Source organism: Halomonas sp. ANAO-440 (assembly GCF_019915905.1).
Lineage (GTDB): Bacteria > Pseudomonadota > Gammaproteobacteria > Pseudomonadales > Halomonadaceae > Halomonas > Halomonas chromatireducens.
In genome coordinates, this window is the sequence record NZ_JAHXBV010000034.1 from 33,654 (window position 1) to 47,070 (window position 13,417).

The 13,417-nt window shown below is 63.7% G+C and carries 11 protein-coding genes; 7 read left to right on the forward strand and 4 right to left on the reverse strand.

Annotation, left to right across the window (positions count from 1 at the left end):
* Positions 1-22 precede the first annotated feature (22 nt).
* Both KZO25_RS17195 and KZO25_RS17200 read right to left on the reverse strand, forming a co-directional pair.
* Complete coding sequence (locus KZO25_RS17195) at positions 23-1,147, reverse strand: aminotransferase class V-fold PLP-dependent enzyme (protein ID WP_223137923.1); 1,125 nt, start codon at positions 1,145-1,147, stop codon at positions 23-25.
* A gap of 159 nt (positions 1,148-1,306) precedes the next feature.
* Complete coding sequence (locus KZO25_RS17200; RefSeq protein ID WP_066449389.1) at positions 1,307-1,909, reverse strand: class I SAM-dependent methyltransferase; 603 nt, start codon at positions 1,907-1,909, stop codon at positions 1,307-1,309.
* A gap of 283 nt (positions 1,910-2,192) precedes the next feature.
* Here KZO25_RS17200 and KZO25_RS17205 point away from each other — a divergent pair, with 283 nt between their 5' ends.
* The 5 genes from KZO25_RS17205 to thiO all read left to right on the forward strand — a co-directional run bounded on the left by KZO25_RS17205 (position 2,193) and on the right by thiO (position 8,095).
* Entirely contained in the window at positions 2,193-3,311 is a 1,119-nt protein-coding gene (locus KZO25_RS17205; protein WP_223137924.1) for an ABC transporter ATP-binding protein, read from the forward strand.
* A gap of 165 nt (positions 3,312-3,476) precedes the next feature.
* A complete protein-coding gene (locus KZO25_RS17210; RefSeq protein ID WP_223137925.1) occupies positions 3,477-4,538 on the forward strand; it encodes an ABC transporter substrate-binding protein in 1,062 nt (353 codons plus the stop codon).
* 99 nt (positions 4,539-4,637) lie between these two features.
* On the forward strand, positions 4,638-5,897 hold the full coding sequence (locus tag KZO25_RS17215; RefSeq protein WP_223137926.1) for an ABC transporter permease: 1,260 nt from the start codon (positions 4,638-4,640) through the stop codon (positions 5,895-5,897).
* Between the two features lie 18 nt (positions 5,898-5,915).
* Positions 5,916-6,743 (forward strand): ABC transporter permease, encoded by an 828-nt coding sequence (locus tag KZO25_RS17220; RefSeq protein ID WP_066444828.1) that lies wholly within the window; start codon positions 5,916-5,918, stop codon positions 6,741-6,743.
* A 197-nt stretch (positions 6,744-6,940) separates the two neighbouring features.
* Positions 6,941-8,095 carry a glycine oxidase ThiO gene (thiO, locus tag KZO25_RS17225; protein WP_066452191.1) on the forward strand — a complete coding sequence of 385 codons (1,155 nt, stop codon included), beginning with the start codon at positions 6,941-6,943 and terminating at the stop codon, positions 8,093-8,095.
* Here the strand turns inward: thiO and pta are convergent.
* Both pta and KZO25_RS17235 read right to left on the reverse strand, forming a co-directional pair.
* Positions 8,092-10,272, reverse strand: a complete 2,181-nt coding sequence (gene pta, locus KZO25_RS17230; protein WP_066444830.1) for a phosphate acetyltransferase — start codon at positions 10,270-10,272, stop codon at positions 8,092-8,094. The two genes, thiO and pta, sit on opposite strands and share 4 nt — an antisense overlap.
* A complete protein-coding gene (locus tag KZO25_RS17235; protein WP_223137927.1) occupies positions 10,269-11,453 on the reverse strand; it encodes an acetate/propionate family kinase in 1,185 nt (394 codons plus the stop codon). The genes pta and KZO25_RS17235 overlap by 4 nt, the downstream gene beginning before the upstream one ends.
* Before the next feature lie 322 nt (positions 11,454-11,775).
* Between KZO25_RS17235 and KZO25_RS17240 the strand changes: the two genes are divergently transcribed.
* Both KZO25_RS17240 and KZO25_RS17245 read left to right on the forward strand, forming a co-directional pair.
* Entirely contained in the window at positions 11,776-12,708 is a 933-nt protein-coding gene (locus tag KZO25_RS17240; RefSeq protein WP_223137928.1) for an EamA family transporter, read from the forward strand.
* Positions 12,709-12,814: 106 nt separating this feature from the next.
* Positions 12,815-13,315 (forward strand): porin family protein, encoded by a 501-nt coding sequence (locus KZO25_RS17245; RefSeq protein WP_223137929.1) that lies wholly within the window; start codon positions 12,815-12,817, stop codon positions 13,313-13,315.
* Positions 13,316-13,417 lie beyond the last annotated feature (102 nt).

A 13,417-nucleotide genomic window follows, 5' to 3' on the forward strand; every position in this document is an offset into this window, starting at 1 on the left:
CGGCCGCCCTACTGATAGTGCGTCAGCGGATCTGCTGGAGGGCAGCCTCCAGATTACCCAGGCTGCGCTCGAGATGGTGCAGCTTGTCCAGCCCGAACAGGCCGATGCGAAAGGCTTGATAGCCCTCGCCCTCGTCGCACATCAGCGGTACCCCGCCCGCTACCTGGACGCCGGCGGCGGCAAACTTGCCGACGATACCCGGATCACGGGTGTAGTAGACCACGACACCGGGCGCTTCGAATCCGGGAGCCGCCACGCTGCGGTAGCCGTACTTGGCCATCAACGAGCGCACACCCTCGCCCAGCGCCCACTGTTCCTCGCGGACCTTGTCGAAGCCGTAGGCAGCCGTCTCCACCATGATGTCGCGTAGCCGTGCCAGGCCGTCGGTGGGCATGGTGGCGTGGTAGGCGTGGCCGCCGTTTTCGTAGGTCTCCATGATGGTAAGCCATTTGCGCAGGTCACAGGCAAAGCTGGTGCTGGTGGTCTCCTCGATCCGTTCTCGGGCCAGCTCGGAGAGCATGACCATGCCGCAGCAGGGCAGGCCGCTCCATCCCTTCTGCGGCGCGCTCAGCAGCACGTCGACGCCGATCATGCGCATGTCCACCCAGAGCGTACCGGAGGCGATGCAGTCAAGGACGAAGAGCCCGCCCACCGCATGAACGGCGGCTGCGACGCGCTTGAGGTAATCATCGGGTAGCAGGATACCGGCGGAGGTCTCGACATGGGGCGCGAAGACAACCGCAGGCCGCTCGTCGTGAATGGTGCGTTCCACCTCTTCGATGGGCGCCGGGGCGAAGGCTGACAGCGGGTCGGCCGGGTCCTCGCGGCGCGCCTTGAGCACTGTGATGGAGTCCGGAATGGCCCCCATCTCGAGTATCTGGGACCAGCGAAAGCTGAACTGGCCGTTGCGGATCACCAGGCAGTGTTTGCCGGTGGCGAACTGGCGTGCCGCAGCCTCCATGCCGAAAGTGCCGCTGCCAGGCACGATCACGGCACTATGTGCCTGGTAGACCTGCTTGAGAGTGGTAGAAATGTCCTGCATCACGCTCTGGAAGCGCTGGGACATGTGATTCAATGAACGATCGGTATAGACCACCGAATATTCCAGCAGGCCATCGGGGTCGACATCGGGCAGCAGGCCGGGCATTTATTTCTCCCTGTATACAGTTCGGGGTAAGCAATGCCTAGAGGATATTCTGATTGGCGGTCATGAACCAGTTTCGGCGCCAAGGGGTGGGTCGTCTTGCAAGGGAGGTGGTGAACTGGCCGGGACACGCATTCGCATGCGGCCCCGGTGGATGGCGGCTCAGGGCCTGCAGAAATAGACTTTTGCCGGGGGGATGTTGATGGGCTCGAAGCCGCACTCCACGGCGGAGAAGACCTGACGCAGGTCGGTCAGGACCTTGGGTGAAAACTGATAGATCAGCATGGAACCCTCCGGCAGCAGCGCTTCCCGGCTGCCTTTGAGGATGCGTTCGCGAATCTCCGCGGGCATGGTGCTGAAGGGAATGCCCGCGACGACATAGTCGGCGGCGGGCAGACCAAGGCGATCGAGTTCGGCCTGGATGGTCTCGGCGGAGCCACTGATGACCTGAAGGCGTGGATCGAGTAAAGAGCGTTGCAGGAAGTCGACGAACTCCTCGTTGGTCTCTATGACCACCAGCGTCGCTTCCGGATGCAGATGTTTCAGAATCTCTCGTGTGATTGTGCCGACACCGGGGCCATACTCGACGATGACGCGCGCGCGTTCCCAGTCGACCGGCTCGAGCAGCCGGCGTACCAGATAGGGTGAACTGGGGATAATGGAACCCAGCATCCGAGGATGCTTGAAGAAATTACGGGCGAAGAGTGACAGTTGGGCGCGTCGCTCGGTTCCTGCCATGACCGAGGGTCGGTCTTGAGCCGTCATGGGCTAGCCTCCTGATTTATAGCGTAACATGACTCCACTCTAGGCTAGCGGGCTCGTGCAGGAAAGGGCACTTTGTTTCGTAACCCCTCCGGCAGGTTGCGGCAGCGGGTATTCTGGATTGTTGCATGCCCGGCGCCGCGGGCCAAAAACCCCCTGCGGCTAAAGAGTATGTGAAATATACTTGACGGAGGGCTGGCGGAGGCATAGCTTGGAATGTGGATATTTTATATGAACGTCTGTAATTGTTGACGTCTGAGCACCCTTTCCAGCTGCGGGTGATACCATGCCAAACAACAAGACCAGCGAACCTTCCCACTCGGCGCCACCCTTGGTTCGCTTCGATGCGGTACAGAAGACCTTCGATGGCGAGAACCTGGTGGTGAAGGACCTCAACCTCACCATCCATCAAGGCGAATTCGTGACCCTCTTGGGTCCTTCCGGTTCCGGCAAGACAACCTGCCTGATGATGCTGGCCGGCTTCGAGGTACCTACCAACGGCGACATCTACCTGGGCACCCAGCGCTTGAACAGCGTGCCTCCTCACAAGCGCAATTTCGGCATGGTCTTCCAGAATTATGCGCTCTTCCCCCATATGACGGTGGAGGAGAACATTCGTTATCCGCTCAAGACGCGCAAGGTGCCGGCGGCTGAAGCTGACCGCAAGGTGGCCGAGATACTGGATATGATCAAGCTGGGTGAGTTCGCTCGGCGTCGCCCTACGCAGCTATCGGGCGGACAGCAGCAGCGTGTCGCCCTGGCCCGCGCCCTGGTCTTCGAGCCGCAGTTGATCCTGATGGATGAGCCTCTCGGTGCGCTCGACAAACAGCTGCGCGAGCACATGCAGCTGGAGATCAAGCAGCTTCATGAGCAGTTGGGATTGACTGTCGTCTTTGTCACCCATGACCAGAGCGAAGCACTGACCATGTCGGATCGCGTGGCGGTCTTTGACGACGGAATCATCCAGCAGATCGACACCCCCAGCAATCTCTACGAGTACCCGGCCAACGCCTTTGTTGCCCAGTTCATTGGCGAAAACAATACTCTGCCCGGCCGCATCGAGTCCGTGGAAGGGCGCCAATGCCGGGTCAGCTTTGGCGATGGCTTGAACACCGGAGCACTGCTCGGCCCGAGCCTGGAGGTGGGCGACACCACACGGCTCTCGATTCGCCCAGAGCGTATCAAGCTCAATGGCGCATCACGAGAGTTGCCCAATCGCATGCAGGCGCGTGTGCGGGAGTTCATCTACCTCGGGGATCACATGCGGGTGCGCTGTGAACTCGCCGGCAACGACGACTTCGTCGCCCGCGTCCCCGTGGATGAGTTCACCAGCAGCATGCGGTCGGGCGATGTGGTGGAGCTCGGCTGGCGAGACGAGGACGTTCGCGCACTGGATGCGCCCTGATCGCCTCCATTGGCCATGCACATATCCAGGTGCAGCCCGGATTGGCGAGGTGCGCGGTAAGTGCGTTTCATCAACAGCGTTTCATCAATAACAAGGTTCTGTACCAACAGCGTTTCAATAACGTTCCTTATCAACAACAAAGGTCTCAATGACCGGGAGAAAGATATGACTCACAGCCGTTTCCCACTTTCGCGTCTTGGTCGCAGCGTTGCCATCGGCAGCCTGCTGACGACGGGGCTGGCCGTTTCCGCTGGCGCCCAGGCACTGACCGTCATCTCCTTTGGCGGTGCGTCCGGTGACGCCATGCAGCAGGCCTACTACGGCCCCTTCCAGGAGAGCACGGGCGTCAATCTCACGCCGGGCGACTACAACGGTGAGCTGTCGCGCATCCGGGCCATGGTCGAGACCGGCAATGTCAGCTGGGATCTCGTGGAGATGGAGTCACCCGAGCTGGTCCGCGGCTGTTTCGAGGGGCTGTTCGAGCCCATCGACTGGGGCCGGCTTGGCCTGGGCAATGAGCTGATCGACTCGGCATTCGATGAGTGCGGTGTCGGCACCTTCGTCTGGTCCACGGTGCTGGCCTACGATGCCGACGCCCTGGATACGCCGCCGACATCCTGGGCCGATTTCTGGGATGTGGAGCAGTTCCCCGGTACCCGTGGCCTGCGTCGTGGCGCCAAGTACACGCTGGAGTTCGCGCTCATGGCCGATGGCGTGCCGGCCGATGAGGTCTATGAGGTGCTCGAGTCGCCGGAAGGCGTCGACCGCGCCTTTGCCAAGCTCGACGAGATCAAGGAGCACATCCAGTGGTGGGAGGCGGGTGCTCAGCCGCCCCAGTGGCTGGTTGCCGGTGACGTGGTCATGACCTCTTCCTACAACGGCCGCATCGCCGCCGCCCAGGAAGAAGGCAGCAACCTGGAGATCGTCTGGAACGAAAGCATCTACGACCTGGATTACTGGGCCATCGTGGCGGGCAGCGAGTATGTCGACGAAGCCTACGACTTCATCATCTTCGCCAGCCAGCCCGAGAACCAGGCTGCCTACTCCAGCCTGATTCCCTATGGCCCGGTGCATCCGGATGCCATTGCCCAGCTCGATGAAGAGCAGGCGCGGCGCATGCCAACCCATGAAGAGAACATGGAAGGCGCGCTGGCCGTGGATACCGCTTTCTGGGTCGACTACGGCGAGGAGCTGGAGCAGCGCTTCAACGCCTGGGCGGCGCGCTGATCCCACGACGTCGGCAGCGGCTTACCGGCCGCTGCCTCGTTTCCTGCGGCGTGTCCCGACCCGCTGGGTCACGCCGGTCTTCATCAGTGGGAGAAGGCCATGACCACGACCATTGCGGCTTCGCAGCCGCCATCCAGGCCGGCGGGTACGCTCAAGGCCCAGCTACGTCGCGCCGAGCGGCTGCGTAAGTGGAAGGCCTTCGGGCTGGTCGCACCGCTGGCGCTGTTTCTGATTGTCGTCTTCGTCATGCCCATCGGCAGCATGCTGTGGCGCAGCGTCGACAACACCGAGCTGGAATCCGTCATGCCGCTCACCACGGCCGGTTTGCAGCGATGGGACGGTACCGGGCTCCCCGATGAGTCCACCATGGCATCCTTCGCCGCAGAGCTGCGCGACTCGCGCCAGGGGGGCGGGCTGGGGCGCATCGGGCGCCGCCTCAACTATGAGGATACCCAGTACCGCAGCCTGCTGATGCGCACCTTGCGCGGCCTGCCTGCGAGCCTGGAGGCCGATGCCGATTGGACCTCCACTCTTATCGAGATCGATGAGGCCTGGGGCGAAACTGCCACCTGGCTGGGTATCCAGCGCGCAGCACCGCCGACCACGGACCGCTATCTGCTGGCGTCGGTGGATCTCGAGCGCGGCGACACCGGCCAGATTCAACGCATCGGTGAAGGCGACCGTCTCTATCAGGCGGTATTCCAGCGTACCCTGGTGATCGCCGGAGGCGTCACGCTGATCTGCCTCGCACTGGGTTTTCCGCTGGCGTACCTGCTGGCCACGCTGCCGGCGAAAACCAGTAACCTGCTGATGATACTGGTGCTATTGCCATTCTGGACATCGCTGCTGGTGCGCACAGCGGCCTGGATCATCCTGTTGCAGTCCAATGGCCTGGTGAACCAGTCACTGATGGCCACGGGCGTAATCGACTCTCCGCTACAGCTGGTGTTCAACCGCATCGGCGTTTTCTTCGCCATGGTGCATATCCTGCTGCCGTTCATGGTGCTGCCGCTCTACAGCGTGATGAAGGGCATCTCGCCGAGCTACCAGCGCGCCGCGGTGTCGCTGGGCGCGCATCCCTTTGCCGCCTTCTGGCAGGTCTATGTTCCCCAGACGATTTCCGGCATCGCGGCAGGCACGATCCTGGTCTTCATCATGGCGCTGGGCTACTACATCACTCCGGCCCTGGTAGGCGGACCGGCAGACCAGATGGTCAGCTACTACGTGGCCTACTACACCAACAGCACCAATAACTGGGGTATGGCAGCGGCACTTGGCAGCATCCTGCTGGTGGTAACGCTGATGCTCTACCTGGTTTACCACCGCTTGGTGAACCGCAAGCAGATGATCCGGCACTGACCGCTCAGGAGAAGAATAATGGCTCTGCCTCCCTATGCATCGCCGATAGAAAAGGTCTGGTTCTGGGTCTTCCGCGGATTCTGCGGTCTGGTCCTGCTGTTTCTGATCACCCCGGTGCTGGTGATCATTCCGCTATCGTTCAGCAGCAGCTCTTTTCTGACCTATCCACTGCCGGGGTTCTCGCTGCGCTGGTATGCGGCCATCTTCGATACATCCGGCCCATGGATGGGGGCGCTGAAGAACAGCCTGATCGTGGCGCCACTGGCGACCCTGCTGGCGATGACCTTCGGCACCCTGGCCGCGGTAGGGCTCAATCGGGCCGATTTTCCCGGCAAGGGGCTGATCATTGCGCTGTTGATCTCGCCCATGGTGGTGCCGCTGGTGATCGTCGCCGTGGGCATGTACTTCTTCTTCGCCCAGGTGGGCCTGCTCAACTCCTATGCCGGCCTGGTCCTGGCCCATACCGTGTTGGGGGTGCCCTTCGTCGTGATTACCGTGAACGCCACCCTGCAGGGATTCGACTTCAATCAGGTGCGGGCCGGCGCCAGTCTCGGTGCCAACCCGCTGCGGGTCTTCTTCACCATCATCCTGCCGCAGATCGTCCCCGGGGTGGTCTCCGGCGGCCTGTTCGCCTTTGCCACCTCGTTCGATGAGGTAGTGGTGGCGCTGTTCATCGCCAGCCCCACCGAGCGCACGCTGCCGATCCAGATGTTCTCTGGTATTCGCGAGAACATCAGCCCGGCCATCGCCGCCATGGCCACCATCCTGATCCTGATGTCGACCCTGCTGCTGGTGACCATGGAACTGCTGAGACGGCGCAGCGAGCGGTTGAAAGGGGCAATCTGAACAGCGCGCCTATAATTTTGTTGTGGCACCTCTGCGCCCCGCCTTCGCGGGGCGTATCGCGTTTGGAGCCTATGTGCAGCGACGCATGTACTGAAGACGACAGGGAAGCTGGCAAGGTAAGCTATGGCGGCAGGTGGACTGGCGATGCCGGCCGGGCCGCTGGTTGGATTCTCGGCTTCACGACTTAAGGGGTCATGGTGAAAGACTTTCTGATTATCGGTGGAGGCGTCATCGGCATGATGACCGCCTGGCAGCTGGCTGCTGCCGGGCATACCGTCACCCTGGTGGAGCGAGGAAAGTGCGGGCAGGAAGCGTCATGGTCCGGGGGAGGTATCGTCTCGCCCCTCTACCCCTGGCGCTACAGCGAGCCGGTCTCCAACCTGGCGCAGCAGGCCGGGGACGAGTACGCCGCGCTGACGGCACAGCTGTTGGAGGCGACGGGTATCGATGCCGAGTATCGCCAGAAGGGGCTGCTCTACCTGCGGGTCGACGATGGCGACAGGGCATTCGAGTGGGCGAAACGTGCCAACAAGCCGCTTGAGGCTGTCGATGCGGCATTCATCTACCGGAAGGAGCCCTGGTTGGCGGCAGGCCTGCCCAGTGGCCTTTGGATGCCGACCCTGGGCAGTGTCCGCAACCCACGGCTCTGTCAGGCACTGCGAGCCCATCTCATGACGTTGCCCGGCGTTACCCTGCATGAGGGGGCATCGGTCGAAGCACTGTGCATGGAAGAAGGGCGTGTCACAGGGGCGGTTACCTCCCAGGGACGTATCACGGGAGGGCAGGTGATTGTGTGCGGCGGTGCCTGGAGCGGGGTCCTGCTGGGTAGCATCGGGGTCGCGCTACCTGTGCGCCCCGTGAAGGGCCAGATGATGCTGTTCCGCACGCCGCCGATGCCCGGAGGCAGGCAGCTGCTGGAGCGCGTGGTGCTCGCCGATGGACGCTATCTGATTCCGCGAGCCGACGGCCGTGTGCTTGTCGGCTCGACCCTGGAGCAGGTGGATTTCGACAAACGCCCCACCGAGGCGGCGCGGGACTCGCTGCGACAGAGCGCCATTGCCATGTTGCCGGCACTGGCCGAGTGCGAGATCGAGCACCACTGGGCCGGGCTCCGGCCCGCGGCGCCGGATGGCATTCCGTTCATCGGCGCGGTGCCCGGCATCGAGGGACTCCATGTCAATGCCGGGCACTATCGCAACGGTCTGGTGCTGGCGCCGGCGGCGACACGGCTGCTGGTCGACCAGCTGTTGGGTCGACCCACCCGGATCGACCCCGCGCCCTACCAGCCCTCGAAGCGCCTCCGGGAGCGGGGTTGTAGCGAAACAGAGGATGGCGAGACTTTCTTGCTCTAGGGGTTCATCCGCTGCGCTGCCTGGATCGCCGTCAAGGCGATGGTATAGACGATGTCGTCCACCAGGGCGCCGCGGGAGAGATCGTTCACCGGCTTGTTGAGGCCCTGCAGCATGGGGCCGACGCTGACCACCCGGGCGCTGCGCTGTACCGCCTTGTAGGTGGTGTTGCCGGTGTTGAGGTCGGGGAAGACGAACACCGTGGCGCGCCCGGCCACCGGTGAATCGGGCGCCTTCTGGCGGCCGACGCTCTCGATGGCGGCGGCATCGTACTGCAGCGGCCCGTCGATCAGCAGGTCCGGCGCCTGCTGGCGGGCCAGCCGGGTGGCCTCGCGCACCTTCTCCACGTCGACGCCGCTGCCCGACTCGCCGGTGGAGTAGCTGATCATGGCGACCCGGGGCTCGATACCGAAGGCCTGGGCGGAGCGGGCGCTCTGGATGGCAATCTCGGCCAGCGCCTCGGCGTCGGGGTCGGGATTGACCGCGCAGTCGCCATAGACCACCACCTGCTCGGGCAGCAGCATGAAGAAGATCGACGATACCTGGCGGTAGTCGGGGGCGGTCTTGATCAGCTGGAAGGCCGGGCGCACCGTATTGGCGGTGGTATGGATCGCCCCCGAAACCAGGCCATCGACCTCGTCGAGCTGCAGCATCATGGTGCCCAGTACCACATTGTCCTGGAGCTGATCCTCGGCGGTCAGCGCGTTAACCTTGCCGCCGCGCCGTTCGACCATGGGCGCGATGTAGCGGACCCGTATCGATTCCGGGTCGATGATCTCCAGCCCTTCCGGCAGCTCGATGCCGCGGTTTCGCGCCACCTCCTCGACCTCTTCTCGACGTGCCAGCAGCACGCAGCGGGCGATCCCTCGCTGTTGGCAGATGGCGGCGGCTTCCACGGTGCGCGGTTCGCTGCCTTCGGGCAGGACGATGCGTCGGTCCGCCTGCTGGGCGAGCTTGACCAGCTGGTAGCGGAAGGCCGAGGGCGAGAGCCGGCTGGCATAGCCTCGGCTCAGGTGGTCCTTCAGCCACTGCAGGTCGATGTGTTCGGCCACGAAGCGCGTCACCTGTTCGGCGCGTTCCAGGTCGTCCATGGGAATGTCATTGCCCATCCGCCCCAGGTCCTTGGCCGTGGTGAAGCTGTCGGTATCCACGGCCAGCACGGGCATGCCTGTCTTCAGGGCGGGACGGCACATCTCGATCATGTTGTCGTTGGGCATGTAGCCGTTGGTCAGCAGGACCCCGGCCATGGGCACACCGTTCATGGTGGCCAGCGCCGAGGCGAGCACGATGTCGTCACGATCGCCCGAGGTGACGATGAGGTTGCCGGGACGGAAGGCATGGAGGGCGTTGGCGGCGCTACGGGCGCAGAGACTGGTGGAGAGCACCCGGCGGTTGGCCGCATCGCCCTCACTGAGAAAGCGCGCGTTCAGGGCACGGGCCACGTCGACGACCCGCGGGGCGATCAGGGCGGCGTTATAGGGCACCACGCCGATCAGGTGGAAGCGGTCGGTGGCCAGGGCTGGCGAATAACGGCGCAGCTCGGCCAGCAGGCGCTCATCGACCTGCATGCGGCCGCCGGGAGCGAGCAAGGGCGGCGCTTCGCTGCCGGGCGGGTTGGGCATGCGCATGAGGATGCAGCCCAGGGTGCGAGCGGAGCCGATGCCGCCGAAGGCCTGGGCATGCATGTCCAGCTGCTCGGCCAGGACCCGGGGTTCGACCGTGTCACCGCTGCCCACCAGGATGATGCGGGCATTGAGGGCGTGGGCCAAGTGGGTGTTGAGCTGTGTGGCGTAGGTGCCATGAGCCGTCGGCACCACCCCTTCCACCACGATCAGTTCCGGTGCTGTTCCCGCCTGGCGCTCGATGGCCTGGTCATGCAGTTCGATCACCTGCTCCATGAGCACATCGAGTCGGTCCTGGCGCAGCAGCCGCTCCATCTCGGCCTGGGGCATGGGTGGCGGCGCCTCCAGCCCCAGGGTACTGCTGACCAGGGCGGTGGAACGGTCGGGTCCGGGGCCGTTGAGTTCGTCCTGGCGAAACGGCTTCAGGAAGCCGGCCTTGAGGCCGATGGTGTCGAGGGCCTGCATCAGGCCCAGGCTGGCCGATGTCAGCCCGACACCCACGCTGGTCGGCACCATCAGCAGGACCTGGGGTTGCGGGCGGGCATTGCGTGGTGTCATGGGGTGGTCTCGTCCAGTAGCTGGCGGGTTTCTTTGGCGATGCGGCCCTCTTCATCGGTGGGGATGACCCAGAGGCGAGGTGCCGCCGGATGCCCCCCGTCGATGCGGCCTTCGCGTCCACGCACCGTCTGGGCGTTGACGGCACGATCCAGGCCCAGGCCGAAGTGGGGCAGATGGCTGACGACCTTTTCGCGGACCAGCGGCGAGTTCTCGCCGATGCCGCCGGTAAAGACAATGCCGTCGAGGCGGGGCAGGGCGCAGGAGAGCGCTGCCAGTGATTTGGCGATGCGATAGCAGAAGACCTCGATGGCCAGCCGGGCGTTCTCGTGCCCTTCGCTGGCGGCGATTTCCAGCTCGCGCATGTCGTTGGTCAGCCCGGAGAGTCCCAGCAGGCCGCTGCCGCGGTTGAGGGCCTCATCGATGCGCTCCAGGCTCCAGCCGAGCTGGCGTGCCAGGTGGGCGTGAAGGCCGGGATCCACGTCGCCGCTGCGGGTGCCCATCACCAAGCCTTCGAGCGGGGTCAGGCCCATGCTGGTGTCGAGACTGCGGCCCTCCCAGACGGCACAGGTGGAGCAGCCATTTCCCAGGTGTGCGGTCAACCAGCCACCCTCGATGCCGCTCAGGGCATCGGCACGCTCGCTGACGTAAGCGTGGCTGGTGCCATGGAAGCCGTAGCGACGGATGCCGTGATCACGGTAGAGCGCTTCCGGCAGAGCGTAGCGGAAGGCTTGGGGTGGCAATGACTGGTGAAAGGCCGTATCGAACACGGCCACTTGCGGGAGATCGGGAAACAGCTTGCATGTGGCCGCCACCCCTTCCAGGTTGGCGGGGTTGTGCAGCGGGGCCAGGGCGGCGGTGGCCTCGATGGCTGCTATCACTTCATCGTCGAGCCGCGCGGCCCGCGTGAAGCGCTCGCCGCCGTGAACGATGCGATGGCCAACGGCGGCGGGCCGGTGGCCCTCGAGATGCTCCAGGATGGCCTCTAGCGCCCGGGTATGATCGGCGCCGGGCAGGGCCTTCTCGAAACGCTCGCTGCGGCTGTCGATACCCTTCAGGAAGGCGTCGCTGCTGCCCAGGCGTTCGGCAATGCCAGCGAGGCGCGGCTGGTCCGCTGCGGCGGGTATCAGCGCGTACTTGATCGAGGACGAGCCACAGTTGATGACCAGTACCGAAGCGTTCATCGGTTCTCCCGGTGGTATGAGTTAGGGAAACACTGCATAAATGTCTGCGCGTGCGAATCACTGCGTTGCGCGGTGCTCGAAATCCTCACCTATACCCCATAGGCTCCGGTTTCTGTGCTCCGGGCGCCTTGTGCTTCATCCCGCTCGACGATTTATTCAGCGCTTCCTTGGGGGGTAGCATAGACGTTAGACCTTAGTCTACCATGAGATGCTTTGCAGGCTATCATTCGACGCGCCCATTGTGCATGATCAGGGGAGAATGGGCTTCTGTTGAAAACGCTGGCATGCTGACCGCCATCCTTCAAACACGGGAAAACCACTCATGTCGTCACCGCCATCGGCGATGGCCGTCCCCGTCTTGCTGCCCCGCCATGTTGCCGTCTTGCTTCTGGCCGGTGTCGCCACGCTGTTTGCCGGCAATCATGTGGCGGCTCGCCTGGCCTTCGACGAGGGTACCGGGCTACTGCTGGCCGTACTTGTCCGCTCCGCCGTTGCGCTTGCTGTGCTTGTCATCCTGTTCATGGCCCAGGGCAAGCGCCTGGTGTTGCCGGCGGGGGCACGACGATGGCAGCTGCTGGCGGGGTTGATGGTGGCGGTACAGAGCCTCTGCCTCTACTCGGCGGTGGCCCGCATACCGGTGGTGGTGGCGCTGCTGCTGATGAACACCTTTCCCATACAACTGGCACTGCTGACCTGGGCGTTGGGAGGGCCGCGTCCGACCCTGCGGGCGGCGTTGATCATGGCCGTGATCCTGGCGGGGCTGGTGGTGGTACTCGACGTGCCGACCTTGGTGGCTTCGCCCCAGGCCCTGGGAGAGGAGTGGCTGACGGGTGTGGCCTTCGGTCTCGGCGCCGCTACCGCCTTCTCCTTTGCGCTGTGGATCACCGAGCATCGCCTTGCCGAGGTGGGCAGTACCCTGCGCAGCCTGCTCACCATGCTGACGGTGCTTGTCGCCATGCTGCTGGCCGGTGCGATGAGCCTGGTGCCCGGTGGAATGGCGCTGCCGGCGAGTGCCACCGGCTGGGCGGGGCTGGTGTCACTGGCCGTACTCTACAGCGTGGCGTTTTCGGTACTCTTCATCAGCGTGCCGCGGCTGGAGATGGCCCGCAATGCGCCGGTGATGAACGTTGAACCGGTGGCCTCGCTGGTGCTGGGCTATCTGGTGCTGGGGCAGATGTTGAGCGGCATACAACTGATCGGCGGGGGGATCGTGCTGGGGGGCATCGTGCTGTTGAGTCTTTCACGGCGTCCCTGACAAGGAGGAAGTTTTTTCAGTCGGTAAATTCACTTGCGTGATTGCCGCAGTTGTACCAGACTTCCCCTGCGTGTAAGGAAACGCTGTTTCTTAATGGAGGTGCATCATGAAACTGCTAGCCATTCCCGCTGCCCTATTGATCACCGGCGCCTTCGCAACCGCAGCCCAGGCCCAGTATCAGGTACCGATGTACCCTCAAGGCTATGTTGGTGGTGATGCCATGTTCTGGGATCTCAATCCCGATGGCGCTTCGTCCGCCAACTCGACGGGGCTGCGCATCAGAGGTGGCGCCCAGTTCAACGAGTTCTTCGCCGCAGAGGCTCACGTGGGTATCGGTGGCTCCGACGGTGATGTCGAGCTGGACTACCTGGTGGGTGCTTATGCAAAGGGCATCGCGCCTATTTCAGAAGAGTTTCGGCTTTACGGCCTGGTGGGCATGACCGAAGTCGATTTCGATATGGACCGTGAGAACGGTTTCTCCTATGGAGCCGGCGCCGAGTTCGATGTGGCACCGAACCTGGCGGTGGGTGCCGACTACATGCGCTACCTGGACAAGTCCGACTACACCTTCGATGCGGCAAGTGTCGGTGTACGCTTCCGCTTCTGATCGGACGGCATCAGCCAGGTTCCGGAGTTCATAAGCCATTTTCTCGCCCCTGTCGCCTGACTGGCGCTGTTCCCGAGGGTGGTGCCTCGGGATGACTTGGGG

Bases quoted from the DNA above. Each gene is read 5' to 3' on its own strand.
- KZO25_RS17220 (WP_066444828.1), top strand. From the start codon at position 5,916: ATGGCTCTGCCTCCCTATGCATCGCCGATAGAAAAGGTCTGGTTCTGG.
- KZO25_RS17200 (WP_066449389.1), bottom strand. From the start codon at position 1,909: ATGACGGCTCAAGACCGACCCTCGGTCATGGCAGGAACCGAGCGACGC.
- KZO25_RS17235 (WP_223137927.1), bottom strand. From the start codon at position 11,453: ATGAACGCTTCGGTACTGGTCATCAACTGTGGCTCGTCCTCGATCAAG.
- KZO25_RS17215 (WP_223137926.1), top strand. From the start codon at position 4,638: ATGACCACGACCATTGCGGCTTCGCAGCCGCCATCCAGGCCGGCGGGT.
- KZO25_RS17195 (WP_223137923.1), bottom strand. From the start codon at position 1,147: ATGCCCGGCCTGCTGCCCGATGTCGACCCCGATGGCCTGCTGGAATAT.
- KZO25_RS17240 (WP_223137928.1), top strand. From the start codon at position 11,776: ATGTCGTCACCGCCATCGGCGATGGCCGTCCCCGTCTTGCTGCCCCGC.
- KZO25_RS17205 (WP_223137924.1), top strand. From the start codon at position 2,193: ATGCCAAACAACAAGACCAGCGAACCTTCCCACTCGGCGCCACCCTTG.
- KZO25_RS17210 (WP_223137925.1), top strand. From the start codon at position 3,477: ATGACTCACAGCCGTTTCCCACTTTCGCGTCTTGGTCGCAGCGTTGCC.
- pta (WP_066444830.1), bottom strand. From the start codon at position 10,272: ATGACACCACGCAATGCCCGCCCGCAACCCCAGGTCCTGCTGATGGTG.
- KZO25_RS17245 (WP_223137929.1), top strand. From the start codon at position 12,815: ATGAAACTGCTAGCCATTCCCGCTGCCCTATTGATCACCGGCGCCTTC.